Source organism: Bacillus sp. FSL K6-1006 (assembly GCF_038593175.1).
Lineage (GTDB): Bacteria > Bacillota > Bacilli > Bacillales > Bacillaceae > Bacillus > Bacillus safensis.
In genome coordinates this window covers 323,008-341,830 of record NZ_CP151970.1, presented here as the reverse complement: position 1 = coordinate 341,830, position 18,823 = coordinate 323,008, and the positions used below count along the sequence as shown (strand labels likewise).

Below are 18,823 nucleotides of genomic sequence, written 5' to 3'. Positions count from 1 at the left end.
GCTGAAGAAATCGCTTACATTTTAAATCAAGCTGAAATTCTGCAGCGTTCATACGAGTTTTCAGCATCTATCACATCTTTTTTGGCGTTCCCGTGGTGCCCCGATCTATATAATACATAGGGAAAATATGCTCCATCGCCTCTAACTGTTCTCCTTCCAACAACTGTGTTAGTAAAGAAACAGCTTTTCTTCCCATTCCAACTAAATCAACATGAACAGAAGATAAAGAAGGGGTTAGAAAACTTGCAATGGGCACATCATCGGCACCAACGACAGACAAATCATGAGGTATTGACACATTTGCGTTTTCTGCCGCTTTCATGACCCCTATCGCCAAAAAATCTGAAGAGCAAACAACTCCAGTCATGTGCTGGTTTCCTTGGAGAAATTGAGAAACCACTTCTACTACTTTTCCCCCATCAAATTCATCTAACTCAAACACAAGCTCTTTGTTCATTGTTAATCCTAAACGTTTCAGTGTGCGCTCATACCCCTTGTAGTACCTCACGCTATGCATCGAACTCATTGGACCATTGACCAGCCCAATGGTTCGATGACCTTTATCAAATAAGGCCGTTACAGATTGACAAACACCTTCTTCATCATCTGGCCTGACACATGGAAATGGTGAATCCTCTAAGTAACTTCCGACAACGATAATGGGAATAGCCAAACTTTTTAGCCAATCCATGCTCAATTCTTCATTTCTTGGAGAAAATAAAATGGCACCATCTACAGCCTGCGTCTCAAGTAACCGCTGCTGCTGAACAGATGTAAATGACATCAGCATATTGAATTCGGTCTCATCTAATTCCTTCGCTATTCCATCTAAAATCGTTGAAAAAAATGGATTATTCAAAATATATGAACCGCGGGGAACCACTACAGCAATATTCCCAGTCTTTCTTTTCACGAGCCCTCTCGCTCCTAAATTAGGGCGGTAGCCTAACTCATCAATCACTTGTTTGATTCTTTCAGCCGTTTGAGCACCTACTCCTGGTTTACCACTTAATACTCGGGAAACAGAGGCTATAGACACTCCTGCTTTCAATGCTACATCTTTAATACTTACTGACACATTTCATACCTCCGGGAGTCTGTTGTTTTATACCCTATTATAACCTGACTCACCTTCATCATGAAATCAATGGTCTGTTATCTACTGACGTTTTCCTTAAGCAAACCAACACTTTGAAGGCCCTGGCGAATCTCTTCTTTTTCCTTTTGAGTTAAAGGTAATACCGGCTTCCTAGCAAGCGAACTGCTGATCAAGCCTCTCTGGAACATCGCTTCCTTCATTCGCAGATGAGAGGTAGAGGAAGGTTCATCCATTTTATATACAGCATGCTTTAATTCAAAGATTCTATCGTACACTTTATTAGCTGCTGCAAGGTCTTGTTCTTCCACACATTTCACAAGTTCAGCGATCAAATCTGGCACAAAACAGCCGAAACCGACAAGCGCCCCATCAATCCCTTGAACTAATGTTGGCAATAAATATTCATCGTGACATGTGAGCAGCGATACATCTGGTGCATGCTTTTTCAGTGCGCGCACATCGACTTCATATTGTGCCATGTCTCTTTGACCAATTTTGAATGAGACAACATTTTCAATTTCCGACATTTCTAGTATTTGATTCGTTGTATATGAGGTTTTTGTCCACGTTGGATATTGATGGACGATGATTGAAATGTCAATCGCTTCTGCAACATCTTTAAAGAATTGGACAGGTGATTCAGGCTGCATACCGAATCTCAGCCATGAATGCGGCGGCATGAGAAGGATACCTTCTCCGCCAGCTTCTTGAACTGCTTTTGCATGCTGGATTGCTTCAATTGTCCCTTCAGCTGAAACCCCTGAAATGACAGGTACTTCCCCTTTTAATTCGTCGGCTGCAATACGCACAGCTTCAGCTCGTTCATGTGGCAGCAGGGTCATAATCTCGCCCGTATGTCCATTGACAACGATCCCGTTAATCCCTTTGTGCTCCGCCACCCAGCGAACAAGCTTGCGAAATGCAGGTTCATCAATTGAATAGTCATCTTTAAAAGGAATTAAGACAGCCGGGAATACACCGCTCCATTTTTCTTTATTTTTCATCAACAAATTCCTCCCCATTCGATTATAGTAAACGTTTACCGTAAGCGTTTACGTAAACAATCATAGAATGTCCTCACGGAAGTTGTCAACATTATTTTTTAAAGATTATAATAATTCAAAAAACTCTTATTGAAATTTAGATACTATTTTATTTTTCCGAAAAAGAAAATGATCTATATCAAAAACCTCATCATCATGAACTGATTGAAGGAGGATCACCGCTTTTTCCAAACGGCTGCACACCAAAAAAAGGATAAATACATTTTGGTTGTCAAAACATCATCATATGTACGAAGGAAAAGAATTCAATAGAAAAAAAGTCTATCCTAAACGGTAGACTTTTTTTATTTCGAATATAAATCCCAGCCAAGCTTGAGTGTGTCCACAATATAATTGGCGACTTCCTCAGCCTCTAAATGATCTGTTTCCACTCTTGAATTATGAAGAGAATAAATCTCCCGGCGCTCCTCAAACAGCTCTTTCATCTCATCAAGCGTCCGGTTGTGAAGAACAGGGCGGTTTTCAATTAAAATATCAAGCCGCTGCTTCCAATTCTCCCAAGACAAGTCAAGGAAAAGAACGGTACAATGCTTCAAGCAGGCGCGTTTGATTTCTTCCTGTTTGAATGCCCCCCCTCCAAGGGAAACGATCTTGAGCTGTGTATGTTCACATAAATCGACGATATAATCCTTTTCAGCCTGCCTGAAGAATGCTTCTCCTTTTTGCTGAAACATCTCTGGAATCGTCATGTTGTACTTTTTCTCAATCTCCTGATCGACATCAATAAAATCTCTATATAGCTTTTTGGCAACCAGCTGCCCAATGGTTGTTTTCCCAACACCCATAAAGCCAATGAGGACAATATTCCGCTGTCTTACAGGAATTTCTCTATTGATTTTCATGGTCGTGACACGTCCTCCCTACGACAAGGAATGCTACATAATGTTTCTATTATATGATAAATGGAGCGCGAAAAGATAGGCAATCTTAAAAATTGTGTTTGACGACGTAGCCGAGCTGTTCAGAAAGCCTCTGTGCCTGTTCTTTCACTTTTTGCTGCAGCTTAGGAATGACTTCTTCAGTAAACCGATGGGTTGGACCAGATATGGATAAACAAGCCTTCACTTCTCCATGAATGTTAAAGACTGGTGCCGCTACTGCCGCAGATCCTACCTCTCGTTCATCGATACTGCAAGAAGTATACGTGTCAAGAATATGTTTACGTTCCTCTTGCCAGTCATCTCTCTTCACATGATCAGCCTCAGACGCTAATACTTTTTGTTGAAATTCTTCACTTTGAAATGCCAATAATACCTTTCCGCCTGCACCTGCGTACAATGGCAGCTTCTCACCAATCTTGACAAGATGGCGAATCGATTGCAGCCCTTCCGCTTGTTCGATACAAACCCTGCTTGTTGAATCCAGTACATACAGGTTGACGGTTTCCTTTGTTTCATCACGAAGTGAGTACATGAGTGGCTTAGCCAGTTCCCTCAATTTAATGGACTTTCCTGCAATGTATCCAAGGAGATAAAGCCTTTGACCCAATCGGTATTTCATTGTTTCTTGATTCTTCTCCACAAAATGATTCATTTCAAGCGCCTTGAGCAGTCTCGTTGTCGTAGACATTGCTAAATTCATCTCTTTTGAAATATCCGTTAGCGTCAGCTCTTGACGTTCTTCACTAAAACAATAAAGAATATCCAAAGCACGCTGAACTGTACGCAGTCCTGATTCTTCTTTTGACTTTTTATCAGCCATGTTCATTTTCTCCTTTTCCCCTTTGATTTCTTATCGACATCAACGATCGATTTTGCTATAATCCATTTTAAACGTTCCACTAAAAGAAAACAAATTCCACCAGTCAGAATAAAATCACTTGAAGATATTTGATGGAGGAGATATTTGAATGTACCTGCTCGTTTTTACACTTCTTATCAGTCTATATATTGTTCATCAACTATTTCCTGCTCCTATACTCTCCTATTTTGTTGGTCTGCTGGCCGCTGCCTCGCTCACCATTTCTTTTAAGAAAGCAAATGGGCTTTATTTGAAAACAGGTGCTGTATTTCTCATCATTGGGTTGTTCTTATTCTTCTTATCCGGCCAGCCATTGCACACGTTTTTTCTTCACTTTCATTCCATGCTGGGCTTGCTTTCTCTCTTTTTCATGCTGCCTTTTATTCATTCTCTCATACATGTTGGACATTTCGATACACAATTAAATAAACTGCTCACACTGCATACAACGAGCTCAAACCAGCTTTATCGCAAGAGTTCATTTGTCACGCATATTCTCGGCATGTTTTTAAATATCGCGACGATTCCTTTACTATATACATCGCTCAAACCGTCGCTCGAATCTCTAAAAGAACAAGTGAAACAACATCTTTATACACGCAACCTCTTGAGGTCATATGCATTATGTTTAAGCTGGAGTCCTGTTGAAGTGCTGGTAAGCGTCACCATTGATGCAACCAAACTAAAATATTATCAAATTGCACCTATTACTTTTGGTTTAATGGTCGTCGTGCTGGCGATAGATTGGATGCTTTTTTCTCGTCAAAGCAAACGATTACCAAACATCATTCAGTCTTCAGAAACAAACGCCAATCCTCATCGAATTAAGCGAAAAACCCTTCAGCTCGCTTTCATGCTGCTAGGTTTTATGACAGTCGTCTCACTTGTCGATGCATGGATTGGGAAAGGCTATTTATTCGCTGTAGTACTGACGATTATTCCATTTGCTCTATTATTCTCTTCTATTATCAAAAAAAGAAAACAATATATCGCTGCCTCTCTGCCTCATTGGAAAGAAAGAACCCGTCAGCTCTCCAACTATATGTGTCTATTTTTAAGTGCAGGCTTCTTTGTCGATATGCTCCTTGCGACAAACAGTATGCAGCCGATTCAAGCATTTATTGTCAGTATATCAGACCATGCCATTTGGGTTTATTGTGTCATTGGGTTGTATTTTCTGATCACCGCCCTTTGCGGTTTTCACCCGCTTGTCTCGCTTGCTTTGTTAGTCAGCATGATGGCACCAGTCATCCATGAACTGCCTGCTCTTCCGATCGCAATCATGCTGATCGTTGCTGGCACATCAACTGTTATGTTTAGCCCTTTTAATGTTTCTGTCTCCTTATTGGCTGATTTGATGAAGGTCAACCCTTACCGTATCACTCGCTGGAATATATGGTTTGCCAGCCTTTATATCAGCATGGGCATCGCATGTGCAGCGATCATCACCGTTATCTTTTATACATAAAAAAGAGAACTCACCCTTGAGTTCTCTTTTGCTTTCTCACTATGGTTTTAATTGAATACGTTCAATTTTACCTACGATAAAGATGTACGACAATGCCCCGCCTAAAGCGACTAAACTGACGAATAAAATTCCTCCATTGTAGGAGCCTGTCGCCGACACGATGAATCCGATAATCAGCGGAGTGATGATCCCAGCTAAATTAGCAAAAAAGTTAAATACGCCGCCAGCCAGCCCAACCATTTCCCGCGGTGCCACCTCAGACAGCATCGTCCAAGAGATATTAGACAGTCCTTGCGCAAATGAAGCGATGGATAAAATGGTCAGCACAAGCGGGATATTTGTTGTAAAGTTTGCTAAAACAATGGTACTCGTCATCAGCAAGCCCACCACTACTGGCAGCTTTCTGGCTACATTCACTGATACGCCCTTTTTGAGCAGCCAATCAGACACATAACCTCCAAACAAGACCCCAAAGAATGCAGCAATATAAGGAAGAGAAGCAGCAAAACCTACCTTGAGAAACGCCATATTTTTCGCCTCTGCCAAATAGGTCGGAAACCACGTTAAAAAGAAAAAAAGGGTAGACGCAACAGAGAATTGCCCAATATAAAGCCCGATCAATTTACGATATTTTAGAAGGGCGGCAAAGTCCGCCCATTTCAGCTTCTCCTGTGATGCGACTGTCAGCCCATCGCCTTGCCGGATTAATTCTAACTCATCTTCATTTATCTTCGGATGCTCTTTCGGTTCGTGATAATACTTGTACCAAAAGAAAGCAAATATGATACCGAGCGCACCTGCCGTAATAAAGACGGTTCTCCAATCGAAAGTCGTCATGATCCAAAATAGAAGAGGTGTCGCAAAGGCAAGACCCACATACTCTCCAGCAGTATAAACACCTGTTGCAAAAGCCCGTTCCCGCCTTGGAAACCATGTGGTGACAATACGGTTATTTGCAGGAAAAGCGGGAGATTCTGTAATCCCAATAAACAAACGGCAGCCGAATAAAAAGGCAAAGCTGTTCGCAAACGCCTGTAAGCCTGTGAAAATAGACCAAGTAACGAGTGATATCCCATACGTTACCTTTGAGCCAAATTTATCGAGAATAAAACCGCCTGGTATTTGCATCGCTGTATATGTCCAGCTAAATGCCGAAAAAATCAAGCCTAATAAGGCAGGATTTAATTGCAATGAAGATTGAATCGCAGGAGCAACAATGGATACACTGGCTCGATCAATATAATTAATAGCGGTAATAAAAAACAACAGAATCAATATGCCAAAACGGGCTTTCGTTGGTTTCACATATGCGGGCTGCAATTCATTCCCCTTCAGTTCTGAATGCACTTTCATAACCATCCTCCTTTGTTTCCGCAGCGTGCGGTTCGGTTGAGCGTATTAAATTACCCCTTTTTCTTCTAACTGCTTACACTCTTCTTCTGTTAAGCCAAGCATATTTGTTAAAATCTCATAATTATGTTCGCCTAAATCAGGTGCAATGTGACGGATACTTCCAGGTGTTTTTTCAAACTTCGGAATGATCCCAGGCACCTTCACTTTTCCAAGACGAGGGTGATGCACCTCGACGATATTCTCTCGTGCTTTAAATTGTGGATGCTCAAAAATATCTCGAATACTTAAGATTGGGCTCACAGGTACGCCATGTGTATCTAAAATTTCTAATACGTCATCCCTTGTTTTCGACGCGATCCATTGCGAAACGATCGCATCCATTTCTTTGTTATGCTTCAGCCTGGATGCATTGACCGCGAATTTTTCATTCTCTAGTAAATCTAATCGATTCATCGCCTCTGCCAATCGATTGAAGGTCGAATCTGTACTCGTCACAAGAACCAAATAATGACCATCCTTTGTCTCATAGGTACCGGCAGGGCTTGAATGTCCGCTCAGCCCCGGTGAACGCTCACGCACCTTCCCAAGCTTGTCATATTCTGCAACCAAAAACTCTAACATACGAAACACAGATTCATAGAGGGCCAAATCCACCATTTGCCCAGTTCCTTCTGGATGTGTATCCCTGTAATACATCGCTGTCACAGTAGCAAACGCCACATAGATGCCAGCAATATAATCAGTGAGAGAAAAGGAAGGGCTGACTGGATGCCGGTCTGGAAACCCTTGAATATATGTAAAGCCGCTAAACGCCGTCGCTGGTGTTCCAAATCCGGCTTTGTCCTTAAACGGGCCCGTTTGACCATAACCCGATACACGAATCATAATTAAACGAGGGTTGATTTCTTTTAACACATCGTACCCAACGCCCCATTTTTCCAGTGTTCCAGGGCGGAAATTTTCAATCAGCACATCGACCTGACCAGCAAGTTTTTTAAAAATGTCCTTTGCTTCGTCTTTGTGCAGATCCAGTGTAAGGGATTTCTTATTCCGCGAGAGACCTGACCATCTAAGTGGTTCTCCATCTGCAAAAGGGCCGACATGCCGCAGCGTATCGCCTTTGCCAGGAATTTCGACTTTGATGACCTCTGCACCAAAATCCCCTAGAAGCACCGCGCCATAGGGTGCAGCAATCATCGTAGAGACGTCTAATATTTTTATTCCTTCGAGCGGTGTATTCATATTCATTGCTTGACTCCCTTTCATTCAAGTGATGAAGGGCTAAAATCATTCCTAATTTTAGCCCTTTTCATCTTTCTGATTGACCCGGAAAGCCCTGATGATCCAAAAGGAGGACTTACCGGTGCAGGTTTTTAATCCTTTGGAAGCTGCCCTTGCGGTGTGTAGAGCCAAATGAGCCATAAAGGTTCATCTCCTGTATTGACATGCTGGTGCGGGACACCGTCTGGAATGAACATGAAATCATTTTGTTTAAAGGACTGCCTTTCTCCATCACAAATGACTTCGCCAGATCCTTTAATCACAAAATCAAATTCCTCTGAACCCGGGTGATTGTGCACTGAACTTGCTTCCCCTGGTTCAAAAATGGTGAGACCCGCCATCATATGCTCTGATCCAACAGTATCTGGTGTAATGGTTTGAAATACCTTTCGAATCATTTGCTCCTCTGGACGATCTAAGCCTAACCATAATGGGTTCCCATCTTGAAACGGATTCAATACTTTAATTTTCATTGTTAATTCCTCCCTCGTTCTGTTTAATTCACGCTGACATGTGAGCGCTTTGAATTTGGTGAATAAATGTCATTAATATTCCAATGTCCATCCGTAGGAACAGGATCATTTTTCATCGCTACATCAATAACGCAAGGCTCCTGAGAAGCAATGGCTTCAGCTAAAGCTTCTTTGAATTCAGAAGCAGAGGTGATTTTAATCCCCTTCATCCCATAACCTCTCGCAACGGCAGCAAAATCCGGTGAATAGCTTTCTCCACCTTTTCTGAAAACAGTGCCGTACGTCGTTTCATAGTGCGCCATTTGCAAACCGGCTATTGTTCCAAATGCACTGTTATTCATCACAATCCACACAACAGGAATGTTCTCTTCAACTGCTGTTGCAAGAACGGATGGATTTTGACCGAAGCCGCCGTCTCCAACGAGTGACACAACAACACGGTCAGGCTGGGCAATCTTTGCCCCAAGTGCGGCAGGTGCTCCAAATCCCATCGTTGCAAAGCCGCCTGGCGTTAAAATGGTACCTGGCGTGAGCACAGGAAATTGCTGTCCGACCCCATTTTTGTTCCAGCCAACATCCGTTGTAATAAAGGCATCTGGCGGCAATACTTCCCGTACTTCCTGCAAAATACGCTGCGGCTTCATTGGGAAGGATTCATCTTGAACATTCGTCAGATTGCTAGCCTGAAAATCCTTACGATATAACGCAATTTCCTTTTTCAATTCAGGACGATCCAGCCCTTTTGGCAGTCTCTCTCTCGCCACTCGATTGAGTACAGTCAAGGCTTGCTTAAGATCGGCTACTGCTCCAATTTCAACAGGATAGTTACGTCCAATTTCATTCGGGTCAATGTCAATATGAATGAGCTTGGTTGATGGGAAACGGAATGTATAATCTGATTCCCACGAGCTCGCATCAGCTTCAGCAAAACGGGTGCCTAAAGCCAATATATAATCTGCTTCTTTGCACTGATCATTGATAAATTTTGTCCCCCAAAACCCTGTCATTCCAAGAGTCATTGGATGATCATCCGGCATGGCTCCTTTCCCCATCAAAGAATGGGCGACAGGGATACTCAGATGATCAGAAAATGCCTTTAATTCTTCAGCTGCATCAGCTAAAATAATGCCTCCCCCTACATATAAGAGCGGTCTTTCTGCCTGCAGCAATCGATCCAATATCCGATTGGCCGTTTGATCATCAATAGAAGGTTTTTCAATGGTGTGTGTATGATGGTTGATTTGTTCAAACAAGGACACATCTAGGTCCTTTGAGAACACATCCATTGGAACAGAAATAAGCACCGGGCCAGGACGGCCGCTTTCAGCTAACTGAAATGCTTTTGATAAAATCTCTGGAAATAATTCTGGAATATCGACTCGCCATGCTCTTTTCACAAACGGCCGGTAAATTTCGTATTGAGAGGCATCGGAATGAAGATTGATCTCTTGATGTGGGTGCTTTCCGTAATAATGACTTGGGACATCTCCTGCAATGACAACCATTGGAATGGAATCAAGTGCTGCATTCGCTACCCCTGTTGCCGCATTGGTGAGTCCGGGTCCTAGATGACTGAGAACAACAGCCGTCTGTTTCTTTGCCCGCGCATAACCATCAGCTGCATGTGCCGCTATCTGTTCATGCCTGACATTTACAAATTGAATCGAGCTTTTTTCAAGCGCTGATAAAAAAGCAATATTCGTATGACCGCAGAGACCGAAAATATGCTCGACTCCCCGATTTTCTAAGTACTGAATAACCTGTGTAGAAATATTCTTCTTCATGTTTCTCTCCTCTCACGGTGCAGCTATGAATCTGCTACTCACTTATTCTTTGAAAACACAATAGATAGAACATTGTTCAAATCCTGTATCGCCACTTGCCCGGGAGCTGAGCTTTCTTTCCCTACAGCAAAGGTCATGACAGATCCAAAAAGTCCGCCAATCATTCTTGTAAAAGCCCCGTATTCCCCCATTGCCATTGAAATAACGGGAATTGACAGCTGCTTTTTCGCATGGCTGGTCGCCGAGAGCAGTGTTAATGCATCGTCATAGGAATACGGCATCACTGCGATCTTTGCAATGTCGGCGCCGACTGATTCTGCATTGACGAATAGCTGCACGAGACGATCTACCTCAGGGGTACGCTGGAAATCGTGATACGACACAATCAAGGTGACCCCATTTCTTTTAGCCGCCTGACTGACTTGCTGTATATGTGTCACATCATGCATCAATTCATAATCAACGGCGTCCACAAGCTGAGTGGAACAAAGCTCGGCAAGCAGAGAAACCTTCTCAGATTCTGAGAGTGATATACTTTCGCCGCCCTCCTTTTCAGAGCGAATCGTGAATAAAAATGGGATACCCTTTGCCTTTTCTACCATTCCCTTAAGGGTTTCTATCACTTGTTCCTTGTCATGAAGGTGATGAAAAAAATCCGCCCGCCACTCTATCACATCAGGCTTTTTCTCAGTTAACACCTCGACCTCATGAAATAATTCTTCCTTTGTTTGTCCGATGAGCGGCGTACAAATCATTGGCTGACCGCCTGCCTGCACACTTTTTACCCTTTGCTGAAATGCATTCACATCCATACGCCCCTTTCACAAACCCTGTGGAAGCACGACCATTTTGGTTTCGGTCATCTCCTCAATGGCGAAACGCGGACCTTCTCTTCCAAGGCCACTTCGCTTAATCCCGCCATAAGGCCAATGATCCAGTCTAAAATTCGATGTCCCATTGATGACAACCCCGCCAGTTTCAAGCTCTTTTGCTGCGTGCAACGCCACATCCAGCTGATTCGTAAAGATCCCTGCCTGCAAACCATATCGGCTATCATTTGCTTCTTTAATTGCCTCCTCCAGCTCCTCATAAGGGAGAATGCTGACAACTGGGCCGAACACTTCCTCACAGACGACCTTGGCCTGTTTCGGAGGGTTTAGCAAAATAGCCGGTGTGATGCTCGCTCCATTTCTTTTCCCCCCGCATAAAATCTGGGCACCCATGCTCTCTGCCTCTTGTATCCATGCCTCAACACGCTTTGCCGCCTGGACATCAACCATACAGCCGATATCACTCTCGCTGGACAGCGGATCTCCAACGACAAGCTGCTCTACTTTTTGTTTTAATACCTCAGTAAACGACGGCATCATTTCCTGATGGACATAAATTCTTTGAACAGAAATACAGCTTTGACCGGAATTACTAAAGCCTGTTTTGGCACACATGGATGCGGCTTGTTCAATATCTGCATCGTGATGAACAATCGTCGCGCCATTCCCTCCGAGTTCGAGCAGGACCTTTTTCAATCCCGCAAAGGTTGTAATGTGTTCGCCTCCGGCAGCCCCGCCGGTAAAAGAGATGAGATTCGTTCTTTCATCAGTGACTAACTGTTTCCCGGCCTCGACCCCGCCAATCACAAGCTGCAAACCAGCCTGAGGAAATCCTGCTTCGAGAAGGAGTTTGACAAACGCTGTGGCAACAGCTGATGTTTGCGGTGCGGGCTTCAAAATGATGACATTCCCTCCCGCAAAGGCCGGACCGACTTTGTGACAAATTAAGTTGAGCGGTGCATTAAAAGGGGTAATCGCCAGCACAACTCCGACTGGTACTTTAAATGTCATGGCCATTGCTCCCTGTCCGCGTGATGATACATTGCCAGGAATGGTCTCACCTATTAATCGATTCGCTTCTTCCGCAGACTGCGCCAGCGTCTCAATTGATCGCGAAACTTCATCTCTTGTATTTTTAAGCGGTTTGCCTAATTCCAGCGAAATCAGTTTTTCAAAATGGTCTTTTTGTTCTTCAAGCAAGGTGGCTGCTTTTGTTAGAAGCTTTGAGCGTTCGATTGCCGATATTTCCGCTATTTGTTTTTTAGCCTGCTGCGCACTAGAAAGTGCCTGTTCTATGTCTTCTGATGAGGCGAGATAGGATGTTCCGATCCTTTCTCCTGAGTAAGGATTGATGATATCTGTTTTGACACGACCTGTATCCAGCCACTCGCCGTTTATATATGACAACGCTTTTAAACCACTCAAATTTTTTCTCCCTCCTTCAAGTGCCGCGTTCCATGTCCTGCATAACGAACCAATCTTTCTTCATTCGGACAAGGTCCTTTCACGAGGGCTCCCTTTGTGAGCTCCTCATATGCATGCGCCACGATGCCCATTCCTCTGGATAAGGAAAAAATGCCTTTTGCTGCTTCTGCTGGAATGTTTAATTCACATTGGATGGCAGCAGATACACCATCTATATTCATCGTGATTTTCTTCCCTTTCAGTTGTTCAAGCTCATGTCTAATCGCTTCGGCCAACCGTAAATATGTGCCGCTGATAAGACCTTGCTGGACATATGTGTGACTCAGCTCATATAGTCGTCTCACCCTCGGATCATCATCATGAAGCTGATGGCCGATTCCCGGGATTTTTTCCTTGCGATTTAACCATGTTTGACACACTTGCTTTGCCGCAGAATGTATATCCTTTTGATCATCGTAGACCGCTTTGGCCTCGTATAACATACGCATGGCCTTCTCTCCGGCTCCGCCATGAATGTCACCTAATAGATTCACCCCTGTTGCAACAGAGGAATTAAACGAAATGCCGCAAGTCACCGCCATTCTAGCTGCTGCAATAGATGGCGCTCTTGGTCCATGGTCCGCACCTGCGACAAGAACACTTTCAAAAAGAGCTGCTTTTGAATCATCCAATAATTCACCAACAAGCAGTAAATAGAGCATTTGTGGATACGACAATTCACCAATCAGTTCTTCAATCGGATACCCTCGTAGTTCAATTGAATTTTTTTGAATATGACTAATCTCAGTCTCCCACCATGCGCCTCCCTCTTTGTAAATTTCCAGTGCACTTCGATTTTTCATTGTGTGAATCATTCCTTTAGCTTCTTATTTGGAGGTGAATCACCCCTTTATTCCATTCAGTGGAATCTAATTTCACTTTTCGGAATGTGGTTTCATTGTAAGCGCATTCTTTTTGTTCGTCAATTATTTTTTCTGAAAATACTGTCAATAGAAGTGAAATTAAGTGAATCGAACTAATTATGTCTGCTTTTTTTGATCAAAAAAAGCGATATTTAGTTAAATGGACTTAAGTATATCGTTCTACTAATTTAATGAACTTTTGGTTATTTTGTCAAATCCACTTGAAATTCGACATAAAAAAACCTCTCCATCATCGGAGAGGTTTCTTTTTATTTCCACCAGTCATCAAACATGGAAGCGGGTACTTGGCGTTTATGCTCTGATTGAACATAACGCTTTTCAATCGCTTCTGCTGCTTGATCTGAGACTGATTTTCCTTCTAAGTAATCATCAATTTCATTGTACGTAATGCCGAGTTCTGTTTCATCCGTTTGCTGAGGTTTATCATCCAGCAGATCGGCTGTTGGTTTCTTTAAATACAGGCGTTCCGGTGCTTCTAGCGCTTCTAAAAGCGTCCGTCCTTGGCGTTTTGTCAAACCTGTGAGCGGGAGAACATCTGCACCGCCATCACCATACTTCGTGAAGAAGCCAGTTACTGCTTCAGCTGCATGATCTGTACCGATGACAAGCAATCCTTCCTCACCACCGACAGCATATTGCGCGATCATTCTCATGCGAGCTTTGACATTTCCTTTATTAAAGTCAGACAATGGGCCGCCCGTTTCCTTTTGATATTGATCACTGAATGCTGACACGGCAGGTGCAATATCATATTTCCACGACTTGTCTGGCTGAATAAATGATAGGGCGAGCTGTGCATCATCTTCATCCTGCTGCACACCATGCGGAAGGCGTACCGCAATAAAGACCGCATCCTCTTTTCCTTCTTGACGAAGCTCACTGACAGCAAGCTGTGCAAGACGTCCAGCAAGCGTTGAATCCTGCCCGCCGCTAATACCGAGAACAAATCCTTTTGCCCCGGTTTTTTTCAAGTACTCTTTTAGAAATCCAACCCGTTTTTCGATCTCCTGCTTTGGGTCAATTGAGGGCTGCACATGCAACTCTTGGCTGATCTTTTTCTGCAAACTCATACACTTTTCCTCCTAAGCATCCTCTACATGAAGAGAACAGGTTTTACTCCCAATTCATTGATTTAATAACGTTTTTTGAATCTTCATTATACCATGTTTTCATCAAGAACATTTTGTTAGACGTTCCCCTATTTCTTAGATAATCAAACATTCACAAGTGAAAAAGACCATGTCTTTTTTGACTGGTCCTTTTCTTTTTTAATCGATTTCTACCCGTATGGATGTACAGCTTGATCCATTACACTTCCCAATATCAGCAGGACATGCAGACACGGCCACAATGAGGTCCATTTCAGCCCGCAGGCGAATGTAGTCACCGGGCAGCGATTTTGGCAGCTCGACAGACAGCTTTCCTTTTTCATCAATGACTGTATTCATAAAGGCGTTAAAAGGATAGTACATATCCTCCTTTGGAATTCCAAAGGGCTCAAAGGCAGTCCGCAAATTGTCGTAGCATGTATGCATGACCTCTAAGTGCGTCCGGCCGTATAAAAGCTGATACATCTCTTGCCGGCAGGCGGGCATGTATAAATCATGGCATTCTACTGTATCTTCAATGATCGTAAACATCGGTTTATATAAATTAGAATAAAGCTTATCGCCTTTTTTCACTTTAGACGAGAACAAACTGTCCATCGTCGCACCTTGGTCAAATTTTTCATAAAAATCTTTTTCATGATAGGCCATCACATCTGCTACTTGCTGGCCTTCGACATCAACCACTCGCATACATTGGCCTTTTCCTAAACGAAAACCGAGTCTACCCTTTGGTAAAATGACGTGTTCTCCGTTCATCACATGCACTCCTTTCCATGACAGTATGCCCAAAATGTCCCCTTGATCATGTATAAAAAAAAGACGCGGTCACAAGCTAATGTCATTGAAATAGAAAGGTGTTGCACTTGCATTGAAAGAAGAACAATCTTTATCTTGGTGGCAGCTTTCTCTCATCGGAGTCGGCTGTACAATTGGCACTGGGTTCTTCCTTGGTTCCAGCATCGCCATTACAAAATCCGGTTATTCCGTCTGCATCTCTTTTTTGCTTGCTGCAGTCGGAACATATCTCGTCTTTAAACATTTAGCTGCGATGACAGCTGATAATCCTGATAAAGGGTCATTTTGTTCCTATGCTCGTAAAGCATACGGACGCTGGGCAGGGTTTAGCAATGGCTGGGTGTATTGGTTTGCAGAAATGCTGATTACAGGAAGTCAGTTAACCGCCATTTCTCTGTTTACCCGCCACTGGTTTCCTTCTGTTCCGCTTTGGGTGTTTTCTGCGATTTATTCCGCTCTTGCCCTGCTCGTGATTATCATTGGGCTTTCTTCTTTTCAAAAGACAGAAAATGTTCTTGCGGTACTGAAAACTGCGGCGATTTTTCTATTTATGATTCTTGCGGTGCTTGTATTATTCGGCATTTTGACAGAACATAAACCGACCCTTCATCTGCCTAACAAGGATCACGAATGGATGCCTCTTGGTCCGCTTGGTCTTTGGAATGGATTGATTTACGCATTTTATGCATTTGGGGGAATTGAAGTCATGGGGCTGATGGCGGTTCATTTAAAGGACCCGAAGGATGCGGCAAAAGCTGGACGTGTCATGCTGATCATTCTAGCAGTCATCTATATCGTCTCAATCGGACTTGCTCTCTTGCTTGTCCCAGTGACAGCCTTTAATGAGAACAGCAGTCCATTTATTACTTCATTAGAGCCGTTTCATTTATCGATCTTTCTTCATATCTTTAATGGCATTTTCATTATTGCTGGTTTTTCGACACTGGTTGCCTCTCTCTATGCGGTCACAACGCTGCTCGGCACAATGTCAGAGCATCAGGATGCACCTGCTTGTTTTAAACAAAAAGATCCATCGCATGTGAGATGGTCTTCGATTATCTTAACTGCTGCTGGCTTAATTGTCTCAATTTTGCTTGCACTCTTTTTGTCCAAACACATCTACGAGCATCTCACAACAGCAGCCGGTCTTACCCTGCTGTACACATGGATTTTTATTCTGTTCTCAAGTAAAAAGCTATCCAAGCCATCCACTCGCCAAACGTGCGAAATGATTCTTGCGCTGCTCTTAATTGGAGCCGCTGTATCAGGCACATTAACAGAGGCAAGCGGACGACCTGGCTTTTTTATCAGCCTTGGGATCATTGCAGTGATTGCCATCATGGTGCTATTTATGAGGAAAAAGTGGAAGCAGGATCAGACCGCATCATAATTTCATCATGTTTTTTAATGCAGTAAATGGACATTTGGCGGAGGCTGGTTTCTCCGCCTCTTCATCTGGGAGAAAGTATTGCTTCCATTCATGATTGGTCGGATCCCCGTACCATTTTAATGATGGATGAACACTGACCTCATCATATGCTTTGAGCCGCTTGCGAACGAGCTGGCTCATTTTTTGTCCAAACTTGGTCGATCCATTCATTTTCTCAAACACCCACCTAGGCTGAAATGCCATCAAGAGATAAGGGAAGTGGCGGCTTTTTCTGAGCTTATGAGCAGGTGTGGAACACAAAATAAAATACGCCTCACCATGGAAGCAATACTCCCACTCATGATGATGAGTATCTAATGGGATCTCCTCAGGCCACGGTTCTTCATCTTTATGATGCAGCCGCTTAAGCAGCGACCAAAACTGCTGCTCAAACTCTTCAAGCGAACTTTCCTGTAAGTCCTGCGGTGTTTCAAAAAAACAGATAAATGAAGCATATTGACCGGTTTCTTTCGCACAGCCTTGATATTCTCTCAGCAGCTGGGCTAATTCATCAACCGCTTCCTCTTTCCTAGGGTCACCGACAAACCCATAGCGTAAATGATCGAGAAAAAATCCCTGTCTTCCGGGTACACATGGGAATGTATCGGCTTCATCTCCTACCATCTTGCCAAATTGTGTGAAAGCATCCTGCTTCCATTCTTCTAGTGATCGTAGATTTTGATCAAGGCAACTTTTTGCATACAGCTGGGCCATTTCTTTACACCTCGTTTTAGCGTCTTCTCCATAGCCTATGAGGTGCAAATGGCTGTGGTGACTGTCCTTCCACGACTTTCCTAGCGCATGACAAAATGGGGTTTCTATTCAAATTGAGCAGGTATTTGTTTCTTTAATTCTATTATGTATGATCAGACTAGTGTAAGTTAATAGAGAGCCTTTCGCCATACCTACGATCGATTATTCATCAAAAAAACGGAATCCAGCACCCAATAAATAAGGGCTGCGCAGAAGCTAAACAGATAGACTTTATAGCTCATGAACACAACAAGCCCATAATCAATCCATAAAGCCAAAGCCGAACAAACCAGCCATGCCGCAATAAAATAAATCAGTAAGTCACGGCTTCGAAACCTCTTAGGATGCCGGTGTAAAACAAACTGAATCGGTGCAGCAAAAATGACATAAGCGGACAAAATGAACAGACTGGTCATCTCCACATAACTAAAGCCCACTTCAGGCGGCATGAATAAAAACGTATAAACGAATGTTGCTGTGATGACTGATAAAATCAACATACACACATAGTTGAATACTGGCAAAAACATACGCATAGCAGAAGCTCCTTCAAACCATTTAATATTCCACCATTATTCAAGAATGTGTTATGTCTGTCAATCCTTACAAAAAAACAGACTGAATATGTCAGTCTGTTTTTCTACCCAATCAACGCCATGATCCCCTGATACCCAAAATAGGCGCCGAAACCAAGTAAAGATAGACCTGCAAGAACAGATAAGCCATGTAAAACACGTTCACTTAAATAACGCCTAAACGAACTAGCAAGCAGCGCCATACTGAAATCCCAGATCAGCATGCCGATAAAAATAGCCATACTGTACATGAGCATTTGGGAAGCTCCATACTTTTCGATCGTATTGGCTAAGATGCTGCCATAGATGCCAAGCCAAAACAAAATACTGAGCGGATTAGAAAGAGAAATGAAAAATCCGGTCATAAACGATTTGCCAATTGATGTGTTTTCGCTGTCTTTTTTCGGACTCTCCTGCAAATTGATTTTACGCAGACTTTCAATGCCGGTATAGGTCAAAACGAAAAAGCCGAACAGCCACAAAAAGGTTTTTACAAGAGGTGCAGTCAAAAGCTGGGCGACACCAAAATAGATGAGAAGCATATAGACAATATCCGCAGCCATAGCCCCTACACCAAAAATCCACGCATGCCAAAATCCACTTTTAATCCCTCTGTCGATTTGGGCTGCATTGACTGGCCCAACAGGCGCTGAAAGTGACAACCCTAAAAAGATATAACCAAAAAACACCGCCACATAGACGTCCTCCTTTTGATGCTGACT

Annotated in this window: 18 protein-coding genes; 2 read left to right on the top strand and 16 right to left on the bottom strand. The window is 43.1% G+C overall.

From position 1 onward, the window contains the following. Window positions 1–70: 70 nt before the first annotated feature. From NSS65_RS01830 to NSS65_RS01815, 4 genes are all read right to left on the bottom strand, one after another. Window positions 71–1,078 (bottom strand): LacI family DNA-binding transcriptional regulator, encoded by a 1,008-nt coding sequence (locus NSS65_RS01830; protein WP_041116583.1) that lies wholly within the window; start codon window positions 1,076–1,078, stop codon window positions 71–73. Between the two features lie 77 nt (window positions 1,079–1,155). Continuing rightward, entirely contained in the window at window positions 1,156–2,103 is a 948-nt protein-coding gene (locus NSS65_RS01825; protein ID WP_034283267.1) for a dihydrodipicolinate synthase family protein, read from the bottom strand. 344 nt (window positions 2,104–2,447) lie between these two features. Next, a complete protein-coding gene (locus NSS65_RS01820; protein ID WP_003214270.1) occupies window positions 2,448–3,005 on the bottom strand; it encodes a shikimate kinase in 558 nt (185 codons plus the stop codon). Window positions 3,006–3,090: 85 nt separating this feature from the next. Then, the gene (locus NSS65_RS01815; protein WP_034283265.1) at window positions 3,091–3,864 is read right to left on the bottom strand and encodes an IclR family transcriptional regulator; all 774 of its coding nucleotides are present in this window, start codon (window positions 3,862–3,864) and stop codon (window positions 3,091–3,093) included. Between the two features lie 148 nt (window positions 3,865–4,012). On the opposite strand from NSS65_RS01815, the gene NSS65_RS01810 reads away from it, so the two are divergent. Further along, window positions 4,013–5,371, top strand: coding sequence for a hypothetical protein (locus tag NSS65_RS01810; RefSeq protein WP_326134929.1), 1,359 nt, complete (start codon window positions 4,013–4,015; stop codon window positions 5,369–5,371). Between the two features lie 39 nt (window positions 5,372–5,410). On the opposite strand, the gene NSS65_RS01805 is transcribed toward NSS65_RS01810, so the two are convergent. The 9 genes from NSS65_RS01805 to NSS65_RS01765 form a co-directional block, all read right to left on the bottom strand. After that, a complete protein-coding gene (locus tag NSS65_RS01805; RefSeq protein ID WP_025092799.1) occupies window positions 5,411–6,724 on the bottom strand; it encodes an MFS transporter in 1,314 nt (437 codons plus the stop codon). Window positions 6,725–6,769: 45 nt separating this feature from the next. Next, window positions 6,770–7,972 (bottom strand): CoA transferase, encoded by a 1,203-nt coding sequence (locus NSS65_RS01800; RefSeq protein ID WP_080701232.1) that lies wholly within the window; start codon window positions 7,970–7,972, stop codon window positions 6,770–6,772. 125 nt (window positions 7,973–8,097) lie between these two features. Beyond that, entirely contained in the window at window positions 8,098–8,478 is a 381-nt protein-coding gene (locus tag NSS65_RS01795) for a cupin domain-containing protein (RefSeq protein WP_034283259.1), read from the bottom strand. Window positions 8,479–8,501: 23 nt separating this feature from the next. After that, window positions 8,502–10,262, bottom strand: coding sequence for a thiamine pyrophosphate-binding protein (locus tag NSS65_RS01790; RefSeq protein ID WP_034283256.1), 1,761 nt, complete (start codon window positions 10,260–10,262; stop codon window positions 8,502–8,504). 38 nt (window positions 10,263–10,300) lie between these two features. Further along, window positions 10,301–11,074 (bottom strand): type I 3-dehydroquinate dehydratase, encoded by a 774-nt coding sequence (gene aroD / locus NSS65_RS01785; RefSeq protein WP_098677412.1) that lies wholly within the window; start codon window positions 11,072–11,074, stop codon window positions 10,301–10,303. 9 nt (window positions 11,075–11,083) lie between these two features. After that, window positions 11,084–12,517, bottom strand: a complete 1,434-nt coding sequence (locus NSS65_RS01780) for an aldehyde dehydrogenase family protein (RefSeq protein ID WP_098677411.1) — start codon at window positions 12,515–12,517, stop codon at window positions 11,084–11,086. Continuing rightward, window positions 12,514–13,371 (bottom strand): citryl-CoA lyase, encoded by an 858-nt coding sequence (locus NSS65_RS01775; RefSeq protein WP_098677410.1) that lies wholly within the window; start codon window positions 13,369–13,371, stop codon window positions 12,514–12,516. Before NSS65_RS01775 ends, NSS65_RS01780 begins: the two co-directional genes overlap by 4 nt. Before the next feature lie 317 nt (window positions 13,372–13,688). After that, entirely contained in the window at window positions 13,689–14,510 is an 822-nt protein-coding gene (nadE, locus tag NSS65_RS01770) for an ammonia-dependent NAD(+) synthetase (protein WP_061110406.1), read from the bottom strand. 198 nt (window positions 14,511–14,708) lie between these two features. Further along, window positions 14,709–15,305, bottom strand: coding sequence for an urea carboxylase-associated family protein (locus tag NSS65_RS01765; protein WP_034283248.1), 597 nt, complete (start codon window positions 15,303–15,305; stop codon window positions 14,709–14,711). A 112-nt stretch (window positions 15,306–15,417) separates the two neighbouring features. Here NSS65_RS01765 and NSS65_RS01760 point away from each other — a divergent pair, with 112 nt between their 5' ends. Beyond that, window positions 15,418–16,734 carry an amino acid permease gene (locus NSS65_RS01760; RefSeq protein WP_034283246.1) on the top strand — a complete coding sequence of 439 codons (1,317 nt, stop codon included), beginning with the start codon at window positions 15,418–15,420 and terminating at the stop codon, window positions 16,732–16,734. Here NSS65_RS01760 and NSS65_RS01755 read toward each other — a convergent pair. The 3 genes from NSS65_RS01755 to NSS65_RS01745 form a co-directional block, all read right to left on the bottom strand. Further along, the gene (locus NSS65_RS01755; protein WP_098677409.1) at window positions 16,729–17,487 is read right to left on the bottom strand and encodes a YqcI/YcgG family protein; all 759 of its coding nucleotides are present in this window, start codon (window positions 17,485–17,487) and stop codon (window positions 16,729–16,731) included. The genes NSS65_RS01760 and NSS65_RS01755 overlap by 6 nt on opposite strands. 191 nt (window positions 17,488–17,678) lie before the next feature. Beyond that, window positions 17,679–18,062 carry a UPF0715 family protein gene (locus tag NSS65_RS01750; RefSeq protein WP_034283242.1) on the bottom strand — a complete coding sequence of 128 codons (384 nt, stop codon included), beginning with the start codon at window positions 18,060–18,062 and terminating at the stop codon, window positions 17,679–17,681. 104 nt (window positions 18,063–18,166) lie between these two features. Beyond that, window positions 18,167–18,796 (bottom strand): LysE family translocator, encoded by a 630-nt coding sequence (locus NSS65_RS01745; RefSeq protein ID WP_024424337.1) that lies wholly within the window; start codon window positions 18,794–18,796, stop codon window positions 18,167–18,169. Window positions 18,797–18,823 lie beyond the last annotated feature (27 nt).

Bases quoted from the DNA above. Each gene is read 5' to 3' on its own strand.
- NSS65_RS01825 (WP_034283267.1), bottom strand. From the start codon at position 2,103: ATGAAAAATAAAGAAAAATGGAGCGGTGTATTCCCGGCTGTCTTAATT.
- NSS65_RS01820 (WP_003214270.1), bottom strand. From the start codon at position 3,005: ATGAAAATCAATAGAGAAATTCCTGTAAGACAGCGGAATATTGTCCTC.
- NSS65_RS01815 (WP_034283265.1), bottom strand. From the start codon at position 3,864: ATGGCTGATAAAAAGTCAAAAGAAGAATCAGGACTGCGTACAGTTCAG.
- NSS65_RS01810 (WP_326134929.1), top strand. From the start codon at position 4,013: ATGTACCTGCTCGTTTTTACACTTCTTATCAGTCTATATATTGTTCAT.
- NSS65_RS01805 (WP_025092799.1), bottom strand. From the start codon at position 6,724: ATGAAAGTGCATTCAGAACTGAAGGGGAATGAATTGCAGCCCGCATAT.
- NSS65_RS01800 (WP_080701232.1), bottom strand. From the start codon at position 7,972: ATGAATATGAATACACCGCTCGAAGGAATAAAAATATTAGACGTCTCT.
- NSS65_RS01795 (WP_034283259.1), bottom strand. From the start codon at position 8,478: ATGAAAATTAAAGTATTGAATCCGTTTCAAGATGGGAACCCATTATGG.
- NSS65_RS01790 (WP_034283256.1), bottom strand. From the start codon at position 10,262: ATGAAGAAGAATATTTCTACACAGGTTATTCAGTACTTAGAAAATCGG.
- aroD (WP_098677412.1), bottom strand. From the start codon at position 11,074: ATGGATGTGAATGCATTTCAGCAAAGGGTAAAAAGTGTGCAGGCAGGC.
- NSS65_RS01775 (WP_098677410.1), bottom strand. From the start codon at position 13,371: ATGATTCACACAATGAAAAATCGAAGTGCACTGGAAATTTACAAAGAG.
- nadE (WP_061110406.1), bottom strand. From the start codon at position 14,510: ATGAGTTTGCAGAAAAAGATCAGCCAAGAGTTGCATGTGCAGCCCTCA.
- NSS65_RS01765 (WP_034283248.1), bottom strand. From the start codon at position 15,305: ATGAACGGAGAACACGTCATTTTACCAAAGGGTAGACTCGGTTTTCGT.
- NSS65_RS01755 (WP_098677409.1), bottom strand. From the start codon at position 17,487: ATGGCCCAGCTGTATGCAAAAAGTTGCCTTGATCAAAATCTACGATCA.
- NSS65_RS01750 (WP_034283242.1), bottom strand. From the start codon at position 18,062: ATGCGTATGTTTTTGCCAGTATTCAACTATGTGTGTATGTTGATTTTA.